General features: G+C 61.0%; 18 protein-coding genes and 1 pseudogene. 5 read left to right on the top strand and 14 right to left on the bottom strand.

What is annotated here, in order from left to right:
* Positions 1-59: 59 nt before the first annotated feature.
* The 5 genes from AAFG16_RS13795 to AAFG16_RS13775 form a co-directional block, all read right to left on the bottom strand.
* On the bottom strand, positions 60-779 hold the full coding sequence (locus tag AAFG16_RS13795; protein WP_342739461.1) for a hypothetical protein: 720 nt from the start codon (positions 777-779) through the stop codon (positions 60-62).
* Positions 766-2,049 (bottom strand): ABC transporter permease subunit, encoded by a 1,284-nt coding sequence (locus AAFG16_RS13790; RefSeq protein WP_342739460.1) that lies wholly within the window; start codon positions 2,047-2,049, stop codon positions 766-768. The genes AAFG16_RS13795 and AAFG16_RS13790 overlap by 14 nt, the downstream gene beginning before the upstream one ends.
* An 85-nt stretch (positions 2,050-2,134) precedes the next feature.
* Positions 2,135-2,881 (bottom strand): ABC transporter ATP-binding protein, encoded by a 747-nt coding sequence (locus AAFG16_RS13785; protein ID WP_342739459.1) that lies wholly within the window; start codon positions 2,879-2,881, stop codon positions 2,135-2,137.
* A 1,404-nt stretch (positions 2,882-4,285) separates the two neighbouring features.
* Positions 4,286-4,705: a hypothetical protein gene (locus tag AAFG16_RS13780; RefSeq protein ID WP_283084928.1), complete on the bottom strand. Its 420-nt coding sequence runs from the start codon at positions 4,703-4,705 to the stop codon at positions 4,286-4,288.
* Between the two features lie 160 nt (positions 4,706-4,865).
* Entirely contained in the window at positions 4,866-5,801 is a 936-nt protein-coding gene (locus AAFG16_RS13775) for a transcriptional regulator GcvA (RefSeq protein WP_342739458.1), read from the bottom strand.
* A 119-nt stretch (positions 5,802-5,920) separates the two neighbouring features.
* On the opposite strand from AAFG16_RS13775, the gene AAFG16_RS13770 reads away from it, so the two are divergent.
* Positions 5,921-6,169: a hypothetical protein gene (locus AAFG16_RS13770; RefSeq protein ID WP_342739457.1), complete on the top strand. Its 249-nt coding sequence runs from the start codon at positions 5,921-5,923 to the stop codon at positions 6,167-6,169.
* A gap of 24 nt (positions 6,170-6,193) precedes the next feature.
* Positions 6,194-6,883, top strand: coding sequence for a glutathione S-transferase family protein (locus tag AAFG16_RS13765; protein WP_342739456.1), 690 nt, complete (start codon positions 6,194-6,196; stop codon positions 6,881-6,883).
* A gap of 77 nt (positions 6,884-6,960) precedes the next feature.
* Here the strand turns inward: AAFG16_RS13765 and AAFG16_RS13760 are convergent, their stop codons facing one another.
* The 5 genes and pseudogenes from AAFG16_RS13760 to AAFG16_RS13740 all read right to left on the bottom strand — a co-directional run bounded on the left by AAFG16_RS13760 (position 6,961) and on the right by AAFG16_RS13740 (position 9,587).
* On the bottom strand, positions 6,961-7,371 hold the full coding sequence (locus tag AAFG16_RS13760; RefSeq protein ID WP_342739455.1) for a hypothetical protein: 411 nt from the start codon (positions 7,369-7,371) through the stop codon (positions 6,961-6,963).
* A complete protein-coding gene (locus AAFG16_RS13755) occupies positions 7,347-7,526 on the bottom strand; it encodes a hypothetical protein (protein WP_342739454.1) in 180 nt (59 codons plus the stop codon). Before AAFG16_RS13755 ends, AAFG16_RS13760 begins: the two co-directional genes overlap by 25 nt.
* Before the next feature lie 20 nt (positions 7,527-7,546).
* A complete protein-coding gene (locus AAFG16_RS13750) occupies positions 7,547-8,458 on the bottom strand; it encodes a DUF1259 domain-containing protein (protein WP_342739452.1) in 912 nt (303 codons plus the stop codon).
* Between the two features lie 17 nt (positions 8,459-8,475).
* Positions 8,476-8,709: a PepSY domain-containing protein gene (locus tag AAFG16_RS13745; protein ID WP_342739451.1), complete on the bottom strand. Its 234-nt coding sequence runs from the start codon at positions 8,707-8,709 to the stop codon at positions 8,476-8,478.
* A gap of 67 nt (positions 8,710-8,776) precedes the next feature.
* Positions 8,777-9,587 (bottom strand): annotated as a pseudogene (locus tag AAFG16_RS13740) (sulfurtransferase/chromate resistance protein).
* Positions 9,588-9,919: 332 nt separating this feature from the next.
* Here AAFG16_RS13740 and AAFG16_RS13735 point away from each other — a divergent pair.
* From AAFG16_RS13735 to fetB, 3 genes are read left to right on the top strand one after another with little or no spacing between them, the layout of a single operon-like run.
* On the top strand, positions 9,920-10,954 hold the full coding sequence (locus AAFG16_RS13735) for a Cj0069 family protein (protein ID WP_342739449.1): 1,035 nt from the start codon (positions 9,920-9,922) through the stop codon (positions 10,952-10,954).
* Between the two features lie 3 nt (positions 10,955-10,957).
* Positions 10,958-11,554, top strand: coding sequence for an ATP-binding cassette domain-containing protein (locus tag AAFG16_RS13730; RefSeq protein WP_283084920.1), 597 nt, complete (start codon positions 10,958-10,960; stop codon positions 11,552-11,554).
* Positions 11,551-12,345: an iron export ABC transporter permease subunit FetB gene (fetB, locus tag AAFG16_RS13725; protein WP_342739448.1), complete on the top strand. Its 795-nt coding sequence runs from the start codon at positions 11,551-11,553 to the stop codon at positions 12,343-12,345. Before AAFG16_RS13730 ends, fetB begins: the two co-directional genes overlap by 4 nt.
* A gap of 752 nt (positions 12,346-13,097) precedes the next feature.
* On the opposite strand, the gene AAFG16_RS13720 is transcribed toward fetB, so the two are convergent.
* From AAFG16_RS13720 to AAFG16_RS13705, 4 genes are all read right to left on the bottom strand, one after another.
* Positions 13,098-14,132, bottom strand: a complete 1,035-nt coding sequence (locus AAFG16_RS13720; protein ID WP_342739447.1) for a Gfo/Idh/MocA family oxidoreductase — start codon at positions 14,130-14,132, stop codon at positions 13,098-13,100.
* A gap of 6 nt (positions 14,133-14,138) precedes the next feature.
* Positions 14,139-14,588 (bottom strand): type II 3-dehydroquinate dehydratase, encoded by a 450-nt coding sequence (aroQ, locus tag AAFG16_RS13715; protein WP_342739446.1) that lies wholly within the window; start codon positions 14,586-14,588, stop codon positions 14,139-14,141.
* A 13-nt stretch (positions 14,589-14,601) separates the two neighbouring features.
* Positions 14,602-15,348, bottom strand: a complete 747-nt coding sequence (locus tag AAFG16_RS13710) for an amino acid ABC transporter ATP-binding protein (protein ID WP_342739445.1) — start codon at positions 15,346-15,348, stop codon at positions 14,602-14,604.
* A gap of 62 nt (positions 15,349-15,410) precedes the next feature.
* Entirely contained in the window at positions 15,411-16,238 is an 828-nt protein-coding gene (locus tag AAFG16_RS13705; RefSeq protein WP_342739444.1) for a transporter substrate-binding domain-containing protein, read from the bottom strand.
* Between the last annotated feature and the right edge of the window lie 13 nt (positions 16,239-16,251).

Genomic DNA, 16,251 nt, shown 5'->3' with positions numbered 1-16,251 from the left:
GGCGCAGCAAAGGGTGCGACGGGATATTGTCGGTTGCATCCATATCGCCTCGGTACTGTTCAATTGCCGGCCGCCACGATGTAATCCGCGAAATACATGTGGCTGTCGGCCTTCGACCAAAGCCCGATCCGGCCGGACACCGGTTGCGCCAACGTGTGCTCCAGATAAAGCTTTCCGTCGAGATAGCCTTCTACCTTCGTGCCGTTCACGCGAACCTTGAGGTCGTGCCACTGCCGCGTCGCCGTCGGTGTATTGCGCACCCATTTGACAGAAGAGCGCTTGCCGTTCTCGAACTTCCACAGCACGATATTGTTCTCCAGGCAGTTCGCGCGGACTGTTAGGTAGTCTCCATTTGGCTTGAGATTGAAGAGGATGCCGGCGCCCTGGTCGATGCGTCCGGACAAGCCTTCAAAGCGCACCGAAATTTCGCCATCGCTGAAGTTGTCGATCTTTGGCGCGACGGCGTAGGGATAGTAGGCGTACGCCTGCACGCGATCGAGAAACTCAGCGTAGCGTTCCCCGTAGAGAGCCCGTGCCTTGTCGGCGATACCTGCCGACGATTGTCCCTCCTTCCACTGGCGACCATCGACCGTGATCACCTTCTTGCCCCCCTCCTCCTCGATCCTCCAGAAGCCAACCACTGGCACCAGTGATTTTGGCTCCCCGCCGACGGTTTCATTCGAGAGGTCAATTTTGATTGGCTCTGCGGCCAAGCTGGGCAGCACCGCACAACCGATTGCCAAGAGGATGGCTGTTCCGACTTTGTTACTGACACTCATGGCTTGACTCCTTGATGAACGGCTGAGCCCTCGTTTTGGGGAGCCGGCGAATGTGTCGCCAGGCGAGCACAATCAGGAGCGGTAATCCCCCGACAAACCACAGCAGCGTCGCGTCCGCGCTGACGACCAATGGATACCCAGGGTACTCTTCGCCAAGACTAGGCGCAGGTGGCTTCGCGCCCGCGAGCGCGTATAACAGCGGCAGAATTTCACGCGGGCTGGTAGAGCGGCTTACGTCGGTTCGACCACCGTACGCATAGTCAACCTGACCATAGGCGTCCGAATTGGCGATGTTTGACCGCCCGCTCGCGAGAATGACGGTGACGTCGGGCATGACGCGCTCGAGCTTCGCAAGAACGTTCCGCCGGAGATCGATATAGCGGGGGTCCTCAGCCGCGAGATCGACCTTTATGACCAACGGACGCCGAAGCGTCGCGAGCAAGCGCTCATCTGCGGACGAAAAGGAGTTGCGGCGATCCTGGCTGACGTCCACGGACTCCCTGATTTGGGCCGCGGCGGCGAGTCCAGCTACGATCGTCAGCACGCACAAGCCAGAACGGATTACTTTTGTTCGCACCGGCGTGCCGGGCGGAAGCCAGACGATCGTGAGCGCGGCGAGCCCACCAATTGCGGTAGTTATGCCGAGCACCAGGCCAGCCGACAGAAGCCCCTGCTCGAACGGACGCAGCGCCTGGGTTAGCGACAATTGCGCAAGCCAGGCCGACAGACCAGAGCCGCCAGCGAGCGCGAAGTCCAGCACCCATGATCCGATGGTGACGGCGAGCGCGATGATGGCGGCGGTTGCCGAACTGTTGGAGACGACCGCGGCAAACAAGCCAATGGCGCCGGCGAGCAGACCGTACAGTAGATGGCCGAACAGAAGGTTCAGCGTCTCTGGCGCAGCCAGATGGCCGCCCAACACGGCCCAGGCAGCCAGCGCGGAAAGCGCAGGAATGCTCACGATGAGCCAGGCTGCCAGTGCGGCGCAGAATTTTGCGGCGACGAGCGTCGAGGTCCGGTAAGGCAACTGGACCAGTAGGCACAATGCGCCACTTTCCTTCTCCTGTCCCAGCACCCGGATCGCTACGAAAGGAAACAACAACGTCACCGCGACATAAAACGAGCCGAATGTCGGGACCAGGATTCCGTCGAGCGGTGACAGGCTCCTCGCCAGAACTGGCGACTGCAGGGCCGCTGCACTTGACTCGCTGTACAGCGACACCGCCTGGACGAAGCTGTACCCGACGAGCGGACAAACCAGCAGTAACATGGTCCAAAGCGCTCGACCGGCCGTGACCTCGCGGAGCTCTTTTGCGAGCAGCGGAGCGATCGGTGCGGTGGGCCGCACGTATGCCTCACGTGAGTGCAAGGAAGATATCCTCCAGTGAGCCGTTCGGCAGTCCCGTCTGCCCACGCAATTCCGCAAGTCCTCCGGACCCGCGCACCTGCCCTGCCGAGAGCAGGATGAAGCGGTCGCAGACCCTTTCGGCGTCCGCCAACTGATGGATGGAGAGTATCAGCGTGCGTCCGCGTGCCGTGTGGCGGCGCAATACGCCCATGACATCGCGCGTCTGCCGCAAGTCAAATCCGTCAAATGGTTCGTCCATCAGCAGCAGGTCATGCGGCGCGAGCAGCCCGATGATCAGCATCAGGCGTCGGGCATAGCCCTTTGACAGAGCGTGCACGCGCTTTCGAAGCACTGGCTGCAACCCAAGCGCTTCGATGATCGAGCCGATGTCTGCGTCTGACCGTCGAAACACGTTGCCGACGAATGACACGACCTGCAGGACCGATTGGTCTTGGTATGGGCGGACGCCATCGGGCAGGTAGAACAGGACGTCGCGCCGACGGCCTGCATGCAACGGCTCTCCGCACCAAAAGACGTCGCCTGAATTCACCGGTAGAAGTCCGGCAACGGCTTCCAGGAGCGTCGTCTTGCCGGCGCCATTTGGGCCGATGATGCCGAGGATTTCGCCGGCGACAGCAGAGAACGTCACGCCGTCGATGGCGGCGCGGTCTCTTCCATAGCGCTTGGTCAGGTCTCTTACGCTCAGCAAGGACGCTGAACGATCTGGCGAAAACCCGTCGTTGACGGATGACATGCTGCGTCCTTCTCGGAAATCCGGACGCGATGCTTGGGCATGTCGCCTCATGGGGAGATCGCCGTCCCCAAGCCCGGGACTTTGCCAAGGCGAGATTTCTTGTCAATTAGGAACCGGCAAGAAGACAGGCTTGCGAGCTTGGCGGCTTATTCACTTCAGCTTGATCGAGATCACCGCTCTCTGCAGCGGCAATCAGCGGGCCTCCTCGGCAGATGCAGGGACCAAGGCAAAGGACAACGATATTGCCGTTGCTGCTACTGCAAGAACACTATGACTCCTTCTCCGTTCGATGGAGGCTAACGGCCGGGCCAATTTCCGTTCGGAGAAGTCCGAACTGGGCCAACTGCGACATAGGAGGCTGACGGGCACGAGAGAGGCCGCCAATCGAGGGCGGTCCTACTCACTCTTAAATTCCGCTACTTTTCGATCTTGAATCCACAACTCTACGTCGTACCCGTCAGCCAGGCGTCTGGCGCGCTTTTTAGCTTCCGTTTCGTCCTGGCACATTAGAACGACGCTAAGCTCGATATGCCCGTCGAGGCCCATGATATACGCGCGGTATTCATGCATCTGCTGACCCCTTGCACAGAGGCGGCCTATTCTTCAGGAGGTTGCAGGCCCGGCGACGTCAGCCACCCGTCTACATGAGAAGCGGTTTCGAGTTGGCGCAGTTTGCTTTCCAAAAGATCGCGCTGGGGTCCTGGCTGTGTGTTTTCCAGTTCCGCTATGATGCGGGCTCTCTCCGCGTTCAGATTGTCGTCAAATGTGTGGGATGATCTTCGTCTCATGGCACTCTCCTTCCCCTATGTTTGGGCGGGAGCGCAACCGGCGTTCTCATCACCGATCGAAGCAACGGTGCCGTGCGGTGATGTGACAAGTATGCATCCGGGACGAAAGCGATGCCAGAAAAAACCTAAACTCGAGGCTCTCGAGCGGTCTTCTGGCGGCCTTACTGCGCGGGCTAGATGGTGGTCATCGCCACTGCAATGAAGAGGAGGGCGCCGAAGATCGCGACGCCAAGGCAGATGCGTGCTTGGATTGAATATGAATGGAAATCAGGGTGGTCGATCATGGCGCTCTCCCTGTCGTCTCTGGCGGGAGCGCGATTGGTCTCTCAGTCACCGACGCCTCTCTTGTCGAGCGGTGATACAGGTTAACTGACGGGCTACCGTTCGGTTCAATGAATTAAGGTCAGACAGCCTTACTGTACGATCACGAGAACGCGTTTGCTGACGTCTTATAGATGGAAGTGACCAGCATCGGGCCCGGACAATTAATACAGGCGACCTTTTTGTCTCAAGTACATGAAATTTGTTGAGTTATTTATGCGCGATCTGCGGCGGGACTGATCGAGGGCCAAGGTGCTCGGCCAGCCCTCGATACTCTCCGATTCTCCCCGCACTTCTAGCAGTCCGTCGCCTTTTTCTCGGAAGGTGCGGGCTCCGCCGCGCCCGCCGTCGCCTTCTTTGACTGTTCAGTAGGCGCGGGACGGGTCTGCTCGACGGTGCCTGCTGTCCTATCCGGTTGCTGCGCGGAAGGTGCAGGCTTGGTCGCCGTTGACTGCTCTGCGGCGGTAGGCTGGTTCTGCATCTGGCGCTGCGCGTCTTGCGATGACGTCGCGGTATGCTCCGAGGCCTTGCTCATGGAAGATGTCGGCGGATGCTCCTTGGAATCCGTTGCTGTGGAACCCGTAGTTTGCCCGGTGTAGCCCGGGACGTTTCCTGATCCTGCATCGCGGCTCGCAGTATCGCAGGGACCCGCATAGACTGAGGTGGTGCTGAAGGCCAGCACCGCTCCCAAGATGGTAATTTTGCTCGTGATCATGGTCCTTCTCCTTTGCTGGACCCTCGATGTCTAAACAAAGGATTGGAGGCTTCTGTTCCTGTCCTGTGAGAGCGGCCGCAACCGCTCGCCAAAGGATCTGAGTTCGCCGACCTTTAAGATCGCAACGAGCGTCAACACACAGGGTACGACAGTTTGGTAATCACCGCGGCTTCGTCTTCGATGTCCCGACGAGTGATTTGAGTTGACGAAGGTCGTTTGAGGCCTCCGCGAGCAGCCAGTCGCGAAAGGTCGCGATCTTTGGCTGCGCTGCAGAGGCCTTCGGGCATACGATCCAATAGGTCTTGGAGAGCGGCGTTGACTCCGGAAATGCGAGTGCCAGCCGACCGTTGATCAAATCCCACGCAGCCAGCGTCGTTCGAGCGAGCGCGATGCCCTGCCCATTAATCGCGGCATCGATAACCATGCTCGCACGATTGAGCACAGGCCCGTGTGTGACACCGGCGTCCTCGATACCGACACCACGCAACCAATTCCCCCAGTCGGATCGGCTGTCGAGATGGATCAAGGGAAATTTGAGGATATCAGCGACGCCCCCGATGCGACGGCGATTCGACAAGAGCTTTGGACTGCATACGGCAAAGAGCCGCTCCGTCGATAGCCTAATTGCATCTAGGCCTGGCCAACTGCCATCGCCATGGCGGACCGCGAGGTCCACCTCCTCACGCGCAAAGTCTACATGGTGAAGGGTGGCAGAAACGCGCAGGTCGATGCCGGTATGCGCCTCGGCAAAATGGCCGAGCCGGTGCACCAGCCATTTGGCGGCAAAATCCGGAGACGTCGAGACCGTGAGCACGCCGGCATTCTGTCGCTGCAACAACCGCTCGGTGCCGATGGCGATACGGTCGAGCGCATCGCGCACGACCGAAAGATAATCGCGCCCCGCTTCGGTGATGATCAGGCGCTGACGTTCACGATTGAACAGCTTGACCGCGAGCTCAGTTTCCAGCGCCTTCACCTGATGGCTCACCGCGCCCTGGGTGACGCAAAGCTCTTCAGCCGCGCGCGTAAAACTCTCGTGGCGCGCGGCGGCTTCGAAGGCCTTCAGGGCATTGAGCGGCGGCAGGCGTGGGCGCATCGCACCGACTTCATGAGAAAAATTAGGGCAAGCACGAGAAACGATGCTTTGCGGGGAAGCATCCCGCAATACTATTGAACAGCTCCAGAGAAGCATTTCAAGCGATTTGGAGCCCGTCGATGTCAATCCTGTCAACCGACATTTCGTCGATCCAGCCGGTCCGGGCCGCGGACGCTGCCACGCCACTTCCTCAATCCAGCTCAGAAATACTAGCGCCCGTTGGGCGACCGAGGTGGTGGGACTGGCTCGACCGGCCTTTTCAACGCATCGCCTTGCGCGAGATCGCCGACGACCCGCATCTGCTCAACGACCTTGGCCTGACGCGCGACGAGGTGTTGCGAGAGGCCGCAAAGCTCTTCTGGCGCTGAGACCAATTACAGGAGACAACCAAGATGTCTGATCCGATCGTCTACGGCTTTCCACGCAGCACCTTCGTCAACATCGTCAGACTGATCCTGACACACAAGGACGTCGCTTACCGCTTCCACGACCTCGAGCCGGTCATGGGCAAGCCCGATCATCTGGGGCTGCACCCGTTCAACCGCGTGCCGATCCTCGAACATGGCGATCTCACTATCTACGAGACGAGCGCGATAGCCGCTTATGTCGACGAAGCCTTCGGCGGCCCGTCGCTTACGCCCAAGGACATCAAGGCGCGGGCGCGCATGAACCAGTGGATCAGCGCGGTCAATTCCTACTACTACCCCTACATGATTTACCACGTGACGCACGAGCGCCTGGTTTTCCCCGAACTCGGCATTGCCTCCGACGAGAAGGTCGTGGCCCACGCGTTGCCCAAGGTCGAGACCGGACTTGCGGTGGCCGAAGGCCAGCTCGCCCATGGCAAGAACTTCCTGCTGGGCGACGAACTGTCGATCGCAGATTTCTACCTGCTGCCGAGCACCTTCGCGTTCAGCCTGACAGCCGAGGGGCAATCGATGTATCCGAAGTTCCCAGCATTCTGCCGCTGGCGGGAGCGCATGGACAATCTGCCGGCAACGCAAAAGGTGCGCGCGGCAGTGCAGCGCCTGCCGATCGAACACGCGCGCGAATGGGCCACTTCGCACCGGCCGAAGTATTGATCACGAAGATCCTTGCCGCGGAAGCTATCCGCCGGAGGGGCGAGGCAAGCCCGCCGGCCGGCTCGCCGTCGTGCCCCTTAATTGTGTTCCGCGGGCTGGACGATCCCGTCGAGCGCGCCCCCGATTCCTGATGGTATCAATTCCAAACGCTCGCCCCTCACCGTCACCGCGTAGCAACCATCATCATGCTCGCCGAGCCAAAGGCATAGCTCATCCTTTTCGATGGACCATTTCCCGATCTTCTTCGTGCCCATCGCATAACTCCTCAGCGTACCATCACGCTCGCAGACGAAGCGATAGTGCACTTCATCTGTGAGCTGCATGCCCGCAAGCCTTGCTCTGATCTGCACGCCTGAGAGCTTGCGTGCATCTGCGGCGGCGACGCGGTCGGACGTCAGACCGCCAGCCAACACCGCAAGACCGAGCAGCACCCGCCTTATGCCAACACGCCCAGCGCGGCGCGTCATTTCTTGCAGGACTTCATGCACATCTGGTACTCGGACTTGCAGGTCGGCCCCGCATAGTTCTTCATGCAGGCCTTCTGCTGATCGGCGCAGACCTTGCAACTGGTCTGGCCGATCGCGACGTTTATGCTCGCCAGCACGCCGGCTGCAACCATGAACATCATCATGAACGCGCGCATCGCTCGGTCTTCCCTTTGCGTCAGCTTTTCGTGCTTGCCGTCTTGTCGAGCGCCGCACGCAAGCCCTCGGCCAGCTTGACGGCGTCGTCGTTCGCCCAGAAATGCATGAAGAAGAGCCGCGGCTGCTCATCCAGCATATGGCTGTGAAGCGCCGTGACCTCGATGCCGTGCGTCCGCAGGGCCAGGATGACCGGGTTCACCTCGTCGCCCGTCAGCACGAAGTCACCCGTGATGGCCGCCTTCCCGCCGCCGGTCGGCTGGAAATTGATACCGATCGCGACGCCCATCGGGCCGACGGGGGTCAACGGCATGCCGTCCTGCATGATCGGGTCTCGCCGCTTGACGTTGAACTGATAGACGCCGCCGTTGGCCTGCCCCTTCACGCCGATGATCTGGTCGAGCTTCGCCGTGTCGAGATCGACGGCCGGCGGCGGGCTGGACGGTGCTGCGGCCGTCAGCGGGGTCTTGCTTTCGGCGAGCGCGTCGTGGATCGCCGAGGCCAGCTTGACGGGATCGCCGTTGCCGGCGACGTGCATGTAGAAGGTCGCCGGGCTCGCGCGCAGCAGATGATTGTGCACGGCGGTGATTTCGAGACCGCTCGCGATCATCTTCGCCATCACGGGATTGATCTCGGTCTCGAGCAGCACAAGGTCGCCCATGACCATGGCGCCGCCGTGCCCTGGCTTGAACGCGACCCAGCCACCGAGCGCCAGCGCCGGCTTGATCGTGACCCCATCCAGCGTCACGGACAGATCGGTCCGGGGAAAGCCGTAGCGGTGGACGTCGTCCGAGACGGCAGCCTTCCGCCCCAGCGTCTCGTCGACCTTCTGCCAGTCGACGCTCTGCGCACGCGCCGGCGAAACGAAAGAGCCGAAAGCAGGTGCCAGGATACATGCGCCGAGCGCGATCAGCGCGTGAATTGTCCGTTTCATCATACTGCTCCTCGAACTCAGTTTCGCTCTTTGATCTGGCCGCTGCTGTCGACGACGAGCGTCACCGGCTTGCCGTTCTTCATCGCCTTGGCGGTCGTGCCTTCCGCCGTCGACTTGATATCGCTCACCTGCGAGTAGCCGGCCGCCTGGATCTTTGCGACGAGCTCCTCCTGGGTCAGGGCGTGGGCGGGTGACCAAACGCTCGCTATCGCGAGCAAGATGGTTGCCTGAAGGACTGTCCGTGTTCGCATGTTGGTTCTCCTGGTTTTGTCCCTGCCCCAGGTCGTTCGTAGCCTTGCCTGCCGTAAGTCAGCCCGGTCAGGCACTGGCCTTGTTGGTCGGCCAGTTGTGCGTCTCCCTGGCCGCATCGCGGCACCATCGGTAGAACGCGTCGTAGAGCAGGAAACCCGCGTTCAACTGCTCAAGGTCGTCATCGAACATGCGCGACAGGCCGAGCGAGGCCCGGTGCCTCCGGAGACAGATCAAGCCGCCCCGTGTCGGCGGCGCGGACCATCGTCGCGAGCCGCTCTAGCGCGGGCGACGACAGGCCGAACTCCTTGACCATCACGTCGAAGGTGCAGAGTTCACCGCGGTGGCTCCAGAACACGTTCTCGACGTCGAACGGCGTGGCCTCGAAGCGCTCGGCCACGGCTTCGACCTCGGCCGGCGTGACGAACAGGAATTGGGCAGTGGGATCGACGAAACGACGGATTAGCCATGGGCAGGCGATGCGATCGATCTTGGGACGTGCTCGCGTGACCCACACCGTGCGACCACGCCCGTCGCGCTTCGGGATCTTGTTGGCTGGGACCGTCGGATGGTTTGCTTGCTTCCAGCCGAGATGGCCACCTTCGAGAATCTCGGCCGCAACCTTGCCGCAGCGGAGCCAGGCCGCGGTGCCTTCGCTGAGCTTCTTGCCCTTGTGACAGACCACGACAACGGACTGGCCCGTCAGGCGAGAGGCCCAGTCCTGAACGTCGAGGTGCGAGCGCCGCACCGCGCCGGGAATCAGCCGCGGATCAGCAGAGAAGTCCTCGTCGATGCGTACATCGATGAGCGTCGGCGCGGCCGCCGTGCCTATCAATCGAAACAGTTTGTCCGGTGAAATGGAGGTGTACGATGCTGACATGCTGCGCCCTTGGTGATCAGGACGCGATTCTTGGGCATGACGCCTCGCGGGGAGATCGCATTTCCCCGTGGCGCGAATAAAAGCCCAGATGGCGGGGCTGTCAACCCGCGTGTGCTGAAGGATTCCAAGCAATTCTGGACCGACGTCACGAAGATTTTTGGCTATCGAATGGAACGAAATTGATCTCGGCGCTGCACCTGACTTTGCATCCGGAGAATGACCACTTGATGGGGCCCCGCGACCTCACGTAGACTGCCTGAGCGGGATCAAGCAGACTCCCGGCGAGACTTCGGTCCAAGTTCTGCGCAGCACGCAACACGTGGAGCTTGCGCATGGATACCGAAAAACAACCCTCTTCCCGACGTACCGTCGCCATCCTCTCGCGAGGAGACGCCGTCGCGCGTCGAGACGCGACCTCGAAAAAGGGCCGCTTCGTCGACGTCTTCGAGGCGCTCGCCGCCGTCGGCGTCGATGGGCGCCCCGCAATCTACGACGAACGCTTCGCCGACGCCGTCCGCGAACAACTGCTCGCAGTGGACGGCGTGCTCGTCTGGGTTAACCCGATTCAAGACGGCCGAAACCGCGCCGGTCTCGACGCCCTGCTGCGCGACGTCGCCACGCAGGGCGTATGGGTGAGCGCCCATCCCGATGTCATCCTCAAGATGGGCACCAAGGAGGTCCTCTATCGTACCCGCTCGATGGGCTGGGGATCAGACACGGCGCTCTATCAAACCGCCGCGGCCATGCGCGCCGAGTTGCCGGCGCGGCTCGCCACCGGCCCGCGCGTGATCAAACGCAACCGAGGCAACGGCGGCCAAGGCGTATGGAAAGTCGAGAAGCTGCCGACCTCCTCCATGATAAAGGTGCTGGACGCGACCAAGGACGCGCCCGAGGAACTGACGCTGGATGAATTTCTCCGTCGCTGCGCCGAGTATTTCGAGAACGGCAGCGTGATCGACCAACCGTTCCAGCCTCGCCTGAGCGAGGGCGTGGTCCGCTGCTACATGGCGGGCGATCGCTGCGCCGGCTTCGGCCATCACAAAGTCAAAGCCTTGGTCGACTCGCCGGTCGCGCGTTCCGAAGCCGGACCGCGGCTCTACACGTCGAACGCAGACCCCCGCTTCCAGCGGCTGCGTCGGTTGATGGAGGACGAGTGGACGCCACAGTTAACCTCGCTGCTGGACATCGCGCGAGATGACCTCCCCGCGATCTGGGACGCCGACGTCATGCTCGGCCCCGTCCAGGCCGATGGGAGCGACAGCTACGTGCTCGGCGAGATCAATGTCAGCTCGGTGCATCCCTACCCGAACGAGGCGCCGACGGAGATCGCCAGGCGGGTTGCCGACCGGCTGCAGCTTAAGCTTTGACGCATGCTGACGGTCCGCGGGCTCAAGCGCCTGCACATCTCTGTGTCGTTCGACTTGCAGGACGGCGAATGCGTCGCCCTGCAAGGGCCTTCCGGAGCAGGAAAGACCTTGCTGCTCCGCTCCATCGCGGATCTCGATCCCAACGAAGGCACGGTCAAGCTGGACGGAACGCTCAGAGAGGCGATGCCCGCCCCCGCCTGGCGAAAACGAGTGACCTATCTCGCAGCCGAGCCTGGCTGGTGGTCGGACACCGTGCAAGATCACTTTAGCGGCTGGGATGATGCCCTGCCGCTGGTCAAACGTTTGGGACTGCCGGACGACTGCGGACCTTGGCTGATCCAAAGACTTTCGACCGGCGAGAGACAGCGATTGGGGCTGGTGCGGGCGCTCATGCTGCGATCGCGGGTGCTTCTGCTCGACGAGCCAACCTCGGCGCTCGACTCTGCATCCGCTGCTGCAGTGGAATCCTTGATCGCCGAACGCATTTCGAATGGAACCAGCGTCATCTGGAGCACCCACGACAACGCTCAAGCCCGCCGCGTCGGGTCAAGGATATTCGCGATGGGCCCCGATGGTGGCATCGAGGAAAATCGGCCGTGACCTACATCCAGCTTTCGTACGGTGACCTGGCCCTGCCCGCGCTCCTCGTCGTCATGGACGGCGTTCTCTCGCTTGTTCTCCGCCTCAAGCTTGAAAAACAACTGGCCATCGCAACAGTGCGGATGGTGCTTCAACTCGTGCTAGTGGGATACGTGCTGACGTTCCTGTTTGCCGCGGTGTCGCCACTCTGGACCGCGCTCGCCGCCTCCATCATGGTTCTGTTCGCCTCGCGCGAAATCGTCGCGCGGCAGAAGCGACGCCTACCCGGCATTTGGAGCTACGGCTTGGGCGCCGGCTGCACGCTGCTCGCCGCCGGTACCGTCACGATGTTCGCGCTCCTGACGGAGCTACGCCCGGATCCCTGGTATCATCCGCGCTATGCGCTGCCTTTGTTGGGCATGATCCTGGGCAACACCATGACCGGCATAAGTCTCGGCTTGGACGTGCTGACAAATAGTCTGGTGCGCGAACGAGCCGCCATAGAAGCTTGTCTTGCGCTCGGCGGCACCCGGTATCAGGCCCTGCTACCAGTCATACGGGATGCGTTGAGAAGCGGCTTCATGCCGATCATGAACAGCATGGCGGCGATCGGTCTTGTTTCCTTGCCGGGGATGATGACTGGCCAGATTCTCGCGGGCGTCGAGCCGGTCGATGCGGCAAAATATCAATTGCTGATCATGTTCCTGATTGCCGGCGGGACCGGGCTCGGAACGCTGGCCGCTGTCCTGGGTGGCGCACACCTGCTGACCGATCATCGCCACCGGCTACGTCTCGATCGAATTTCCCGCTAAAGAGTTCCCTGTCACGATCACTGCTGGCGGCGCCCGCGTCCTCAGCGCGCACCTCAAACTGCGGCAATGTAGCCGGCAAGTAAGGCTTGGCCGCGCGCCCGCCAAGGTATATCGCCGCCTCGCACCTGGGCGTTACCAGCAACGAGAGCGTAGAAGAATCGTCGTTTCGCTTACAAAATCGTGGCCCGGCGTAGCGGGGGAGCGAATCGAAACCCGTCCCAGACAATCCGGTTCTGGCTCCGCAGTAGGCATACCTTGCGGCGCCGCGCAGAACAGATTGTCCGTTTTGTTCGCCCTAATATCCTGTTCTACGACGAGCAAGTACTCGCACTGTACCATCAAATCTAGGCGCTGTATCGAATGGGTTGAAGATACATAAGCAAGGAGAAGATGCGGAAACAAAGGAAAAGTCGCGCGAAAATCCAGCCGTGCGACATCCGATCAGAGAAACGTCGCACGATCCCCTTTTTGTTCTTGGCCGTTATCCCGCGAAGGTCCTGGAAAAGAAGATTTTTCCTTTGGTGGGCGCACCAGGGCTCGAACCTGGGACCCGCTGATTAAGAGTCAGCCAGGGGCTGAGAATAATCAATGACTTACTGGTCGTACCACTGGGCTTAGAAAGTGGGCATTCGTCGCACGATCATAGTGCTTCGTGTACTTACTATTAGTGGCGCCTTGATAGTCCGCCAAATGTTGTCGTTCTTGACGCTATGACCTCGATACCCCGACATTGATGCCTGTGCTTCCCGGTATCAAACCGACACGAGATCTCCGGTTTCCGCCGCGCGTTTGATCGCATCGATCACGCGAAGGGTTTTCAGCCCTTCACGCCCGGTCACTACAGGCTCGGTCGTACGGCGGATGACGCCGCAGAAATTGGCTATTTGCAGGCCGAGCGGGTCTGCTGTCTCGTAGCTCAGCCGCTCGCGCTCGATCGGCGCCCACCAGCTCGCTTTGCTTGGGTGATGCCATAGATCCAGCTGCGGAACGGCTAGCGATGCCTTCGTGCCGCCGATCTGGTAACAGGTCTCCTGCGTATGAGTGTAGGCTGGGTTCTCACCGGCGGTGAATTCCCAGCTCCAGGGCGCCTGGACGGTGTCGGAGACATTGACCGTTCCCAGCGCGCCGGAGGCGAAGTGGAGGATGATTACCGCTGTCTCTTCGACCGCATTTCCACGCAGCCGATTGGATTGAGCGGCTTGCACCGCGACGATATCCCCACACAGGTACCGCAGCAGGTCGACATCGTGGATGAGATTCAGGAAAACAGGCCCCGCTCCTTTTTCGCGGCGCCAGGCCACGTCGAAATACTCGTCCGGCTTGATCAGCCAGAACATGCCATGCACCGACACGATCTGGCCGAGCCGGCCGCTGTCGACCTCCACCTTGGCGCGTTGGATCATCGGATTGTGACGGCGATGATGGCCGGTGAGCAGCGGGACGCCCGCGCGCTCGGCAGCTTCGACCAGGGCCTGTGCTGCGGCAACATCATCCGCTAACGGCTTCTCGATGAGCGCCGGGATGTGAGCTGCGATACAATCCATGCCGTTGGCCACATGCATCTGATTGGGGGTGGCGACAACCACCCCTTCTGGCCGATTTCCGGAGAGCATGTCCTGAAAGGACGGAAACCAGTCCACCTTCAGCGACGCCGCCAAATCTCTAGCCGCCGGCATCGGATCGACGATCGACGACAGCATCGCCTCCGGTCGCGCGAGAATGTGCTCGATATGTCGCTTGCCGATGAGACCCGCTCCCATCACCGACAGGCGGACTGGTGAACTCATACGATGCTATTCCTTCTTCCCATCAAGCAGCTTGGCCACACGACGCAAGCCGAGCAGATAACCCTGGGTGCCGAAGCCTGCGATGACCCCATCAGCTCGTTTGGAGACAAACGAGTGGTGGCGGAATTCCTCGCGCTTGTGCACGTTGGAAATATGCACCTCGATCACTGTCCCCTCGAACGTGTTCAGAGCATCCAGGATGGCGACCGACGTATGGGTGAAAGCCGCGGGGTTCATCACGATACCGGCTGCCGTCTCACGCGCCTCGTGGATCCAGTCGATCAGCTCATATTCCCTGTTGGATTGATGAAAGCGAATCTCCAGGCCAAGCTCCTTGGCCAGCGCCCGGCAGTCTCGCTCCACGTCCGCAAGCGTCTCGTGACCGTAGATGTGGGGCTGGCGCTTGCCGAGCAAATTGAGATTTGGTCCATTGAGGACGTAGACAAGGCGACTCATGGAAGACCTCCGTTCAATGATGGGCGAGGATCTCGCCGAGGAACTGCCTGGTGCGGGCGTGTTGGGGATTGCGGAAGAAAGCGTCGGGCGCGCCTTCTTCGATGATCTGCCCTTCAGCCATGAAGATGACCCGGTCGGCAACCTGGCGGGCAAAACCCATCTCGTGAGTGACGCAAATCATGGTCATGCCGTCGTTGGCGAGGCCGATCATCGTGTCGAGCACCTCCTTGACCATCTCAGGATCGAGAGCTGAGGTCGGTTCGTCGAACAGCATGACCTTGGGCTGCATGCAGAGCGCACGGGCGATCGCGACGCGCTGTTGCTGACCGCCCGAAAGCTGAGCCGGATATTTCTCGGCCTGGTCACCGATGCGCACGCGCTCGAGGTATTTTGGCGCAATCGCCTCCGCCTCGGTCTTGGCGATGCGGCGCGCGCGGATGGGCGCCAGCATGCAGTTCTGCAAGACCGTCATATGCGGAAAGAGATTGAAGCTCTGAAAGACCATGCCGACGTCCTGACGTACGACATCGATCGCCTTGATGCTGTCGTCAAGCCGATGACCGTTCACCACGATGCTGCCCTGCTGGATCGCCTCGAGACGGTTGATACAGCGGATCAACGTCGATTTGCCCGACCCGGACGGACCGCAGAGCACGATCTTCTCGCCCTTGCGCACATTGAGATTGACGTCACGGAGGGCCTGGTACCCGCCGTACCACTTCTGCACGCCCTTCATTTCGATCAGGATATTGTCCTGCATGGCTTCGGCTCCGCTATCGGACGGCGGCCAACGCGGATCGTGCGTCGGCCGCTCGCAGGTGGCTATTGAACTGTGAAGGGAACGCCGGGAACCGCCTCCGGGAAGATCGGCACGGGCGCCTTCATCCATTTGGCGTAGAAGCTGGCCAACTTGCCGTTCGACTTGATCTGGTCGATGAACTTGTTGGCAGTCTCGTTCCACTCCTTGTCGCCGAGGCGGGTGCAGGCCCCGTTGTACAGCGCAGTGAAGTGAAGCTTGGGCTCGAACCCAAGTTCGGGGTTTGCGGCGTTCAGGCGCTGCGGATAGAAGCTGTTTGCGCCGACGGCCTGGACCTGCCCCGAGAGAAGCGCCTGGATCGTGGCCGCATCATCATCAAATCTGCGGATTTCGGTGCCCGCGGGAGCGCTATTGGTGACCTGAGTGTCTTGCGTGGACGACCTCGGAACGCCGATAACAAACTTGCCCATATCGGCATTGCTGTTGATCGCCGTCGCCTGGGCAGCAACAAGCGTGATCTCGTTGGCGACATACGGCTTGGAATACTGCACCGCCTTTGCTCGCTCGGGAAGCATAGCCATGGTCGCGAACAGAATGTCCACGCGACCTGTGGTCAGCGCCGGAATACGATTGGCCACCGCCAGCGGGACGAACTCGGCCTTCACGCCGAGATAGTCAGCGAAGGCGCGCCCCATATCGGCATCGATGCCGTCCTGCTTTCCCGAGCTATCGACATAGCCCCAAGGAGGATTGTCGCCCTGAATACCGATGACGACGACGCCCTTCTTCTTCACGTCTTCCAGAGTGCCGGCCTGCGATTTTCCAGCGACGGCAATAGCCGCCAATGCCAGCAGTGCAACCCCGAGCTGGCGACGGTTGGGTGAAAACAACATGAGTATCTCCTCC

Origin of the sequence: Bradyrhizobium sp. B117, from assembly GCF_038969555.1 — a bacterium.
GTDB lineage: Bacteria > Pseudomonadota > Alphaproteobacteria > Rhizobiales > Xanthobacteraceae > Bradyrhizobium.
Note: the sequence above shows the minus strand (reverse complement) of the source record. Positions and strands in the feature narration are given on the sequence as shown.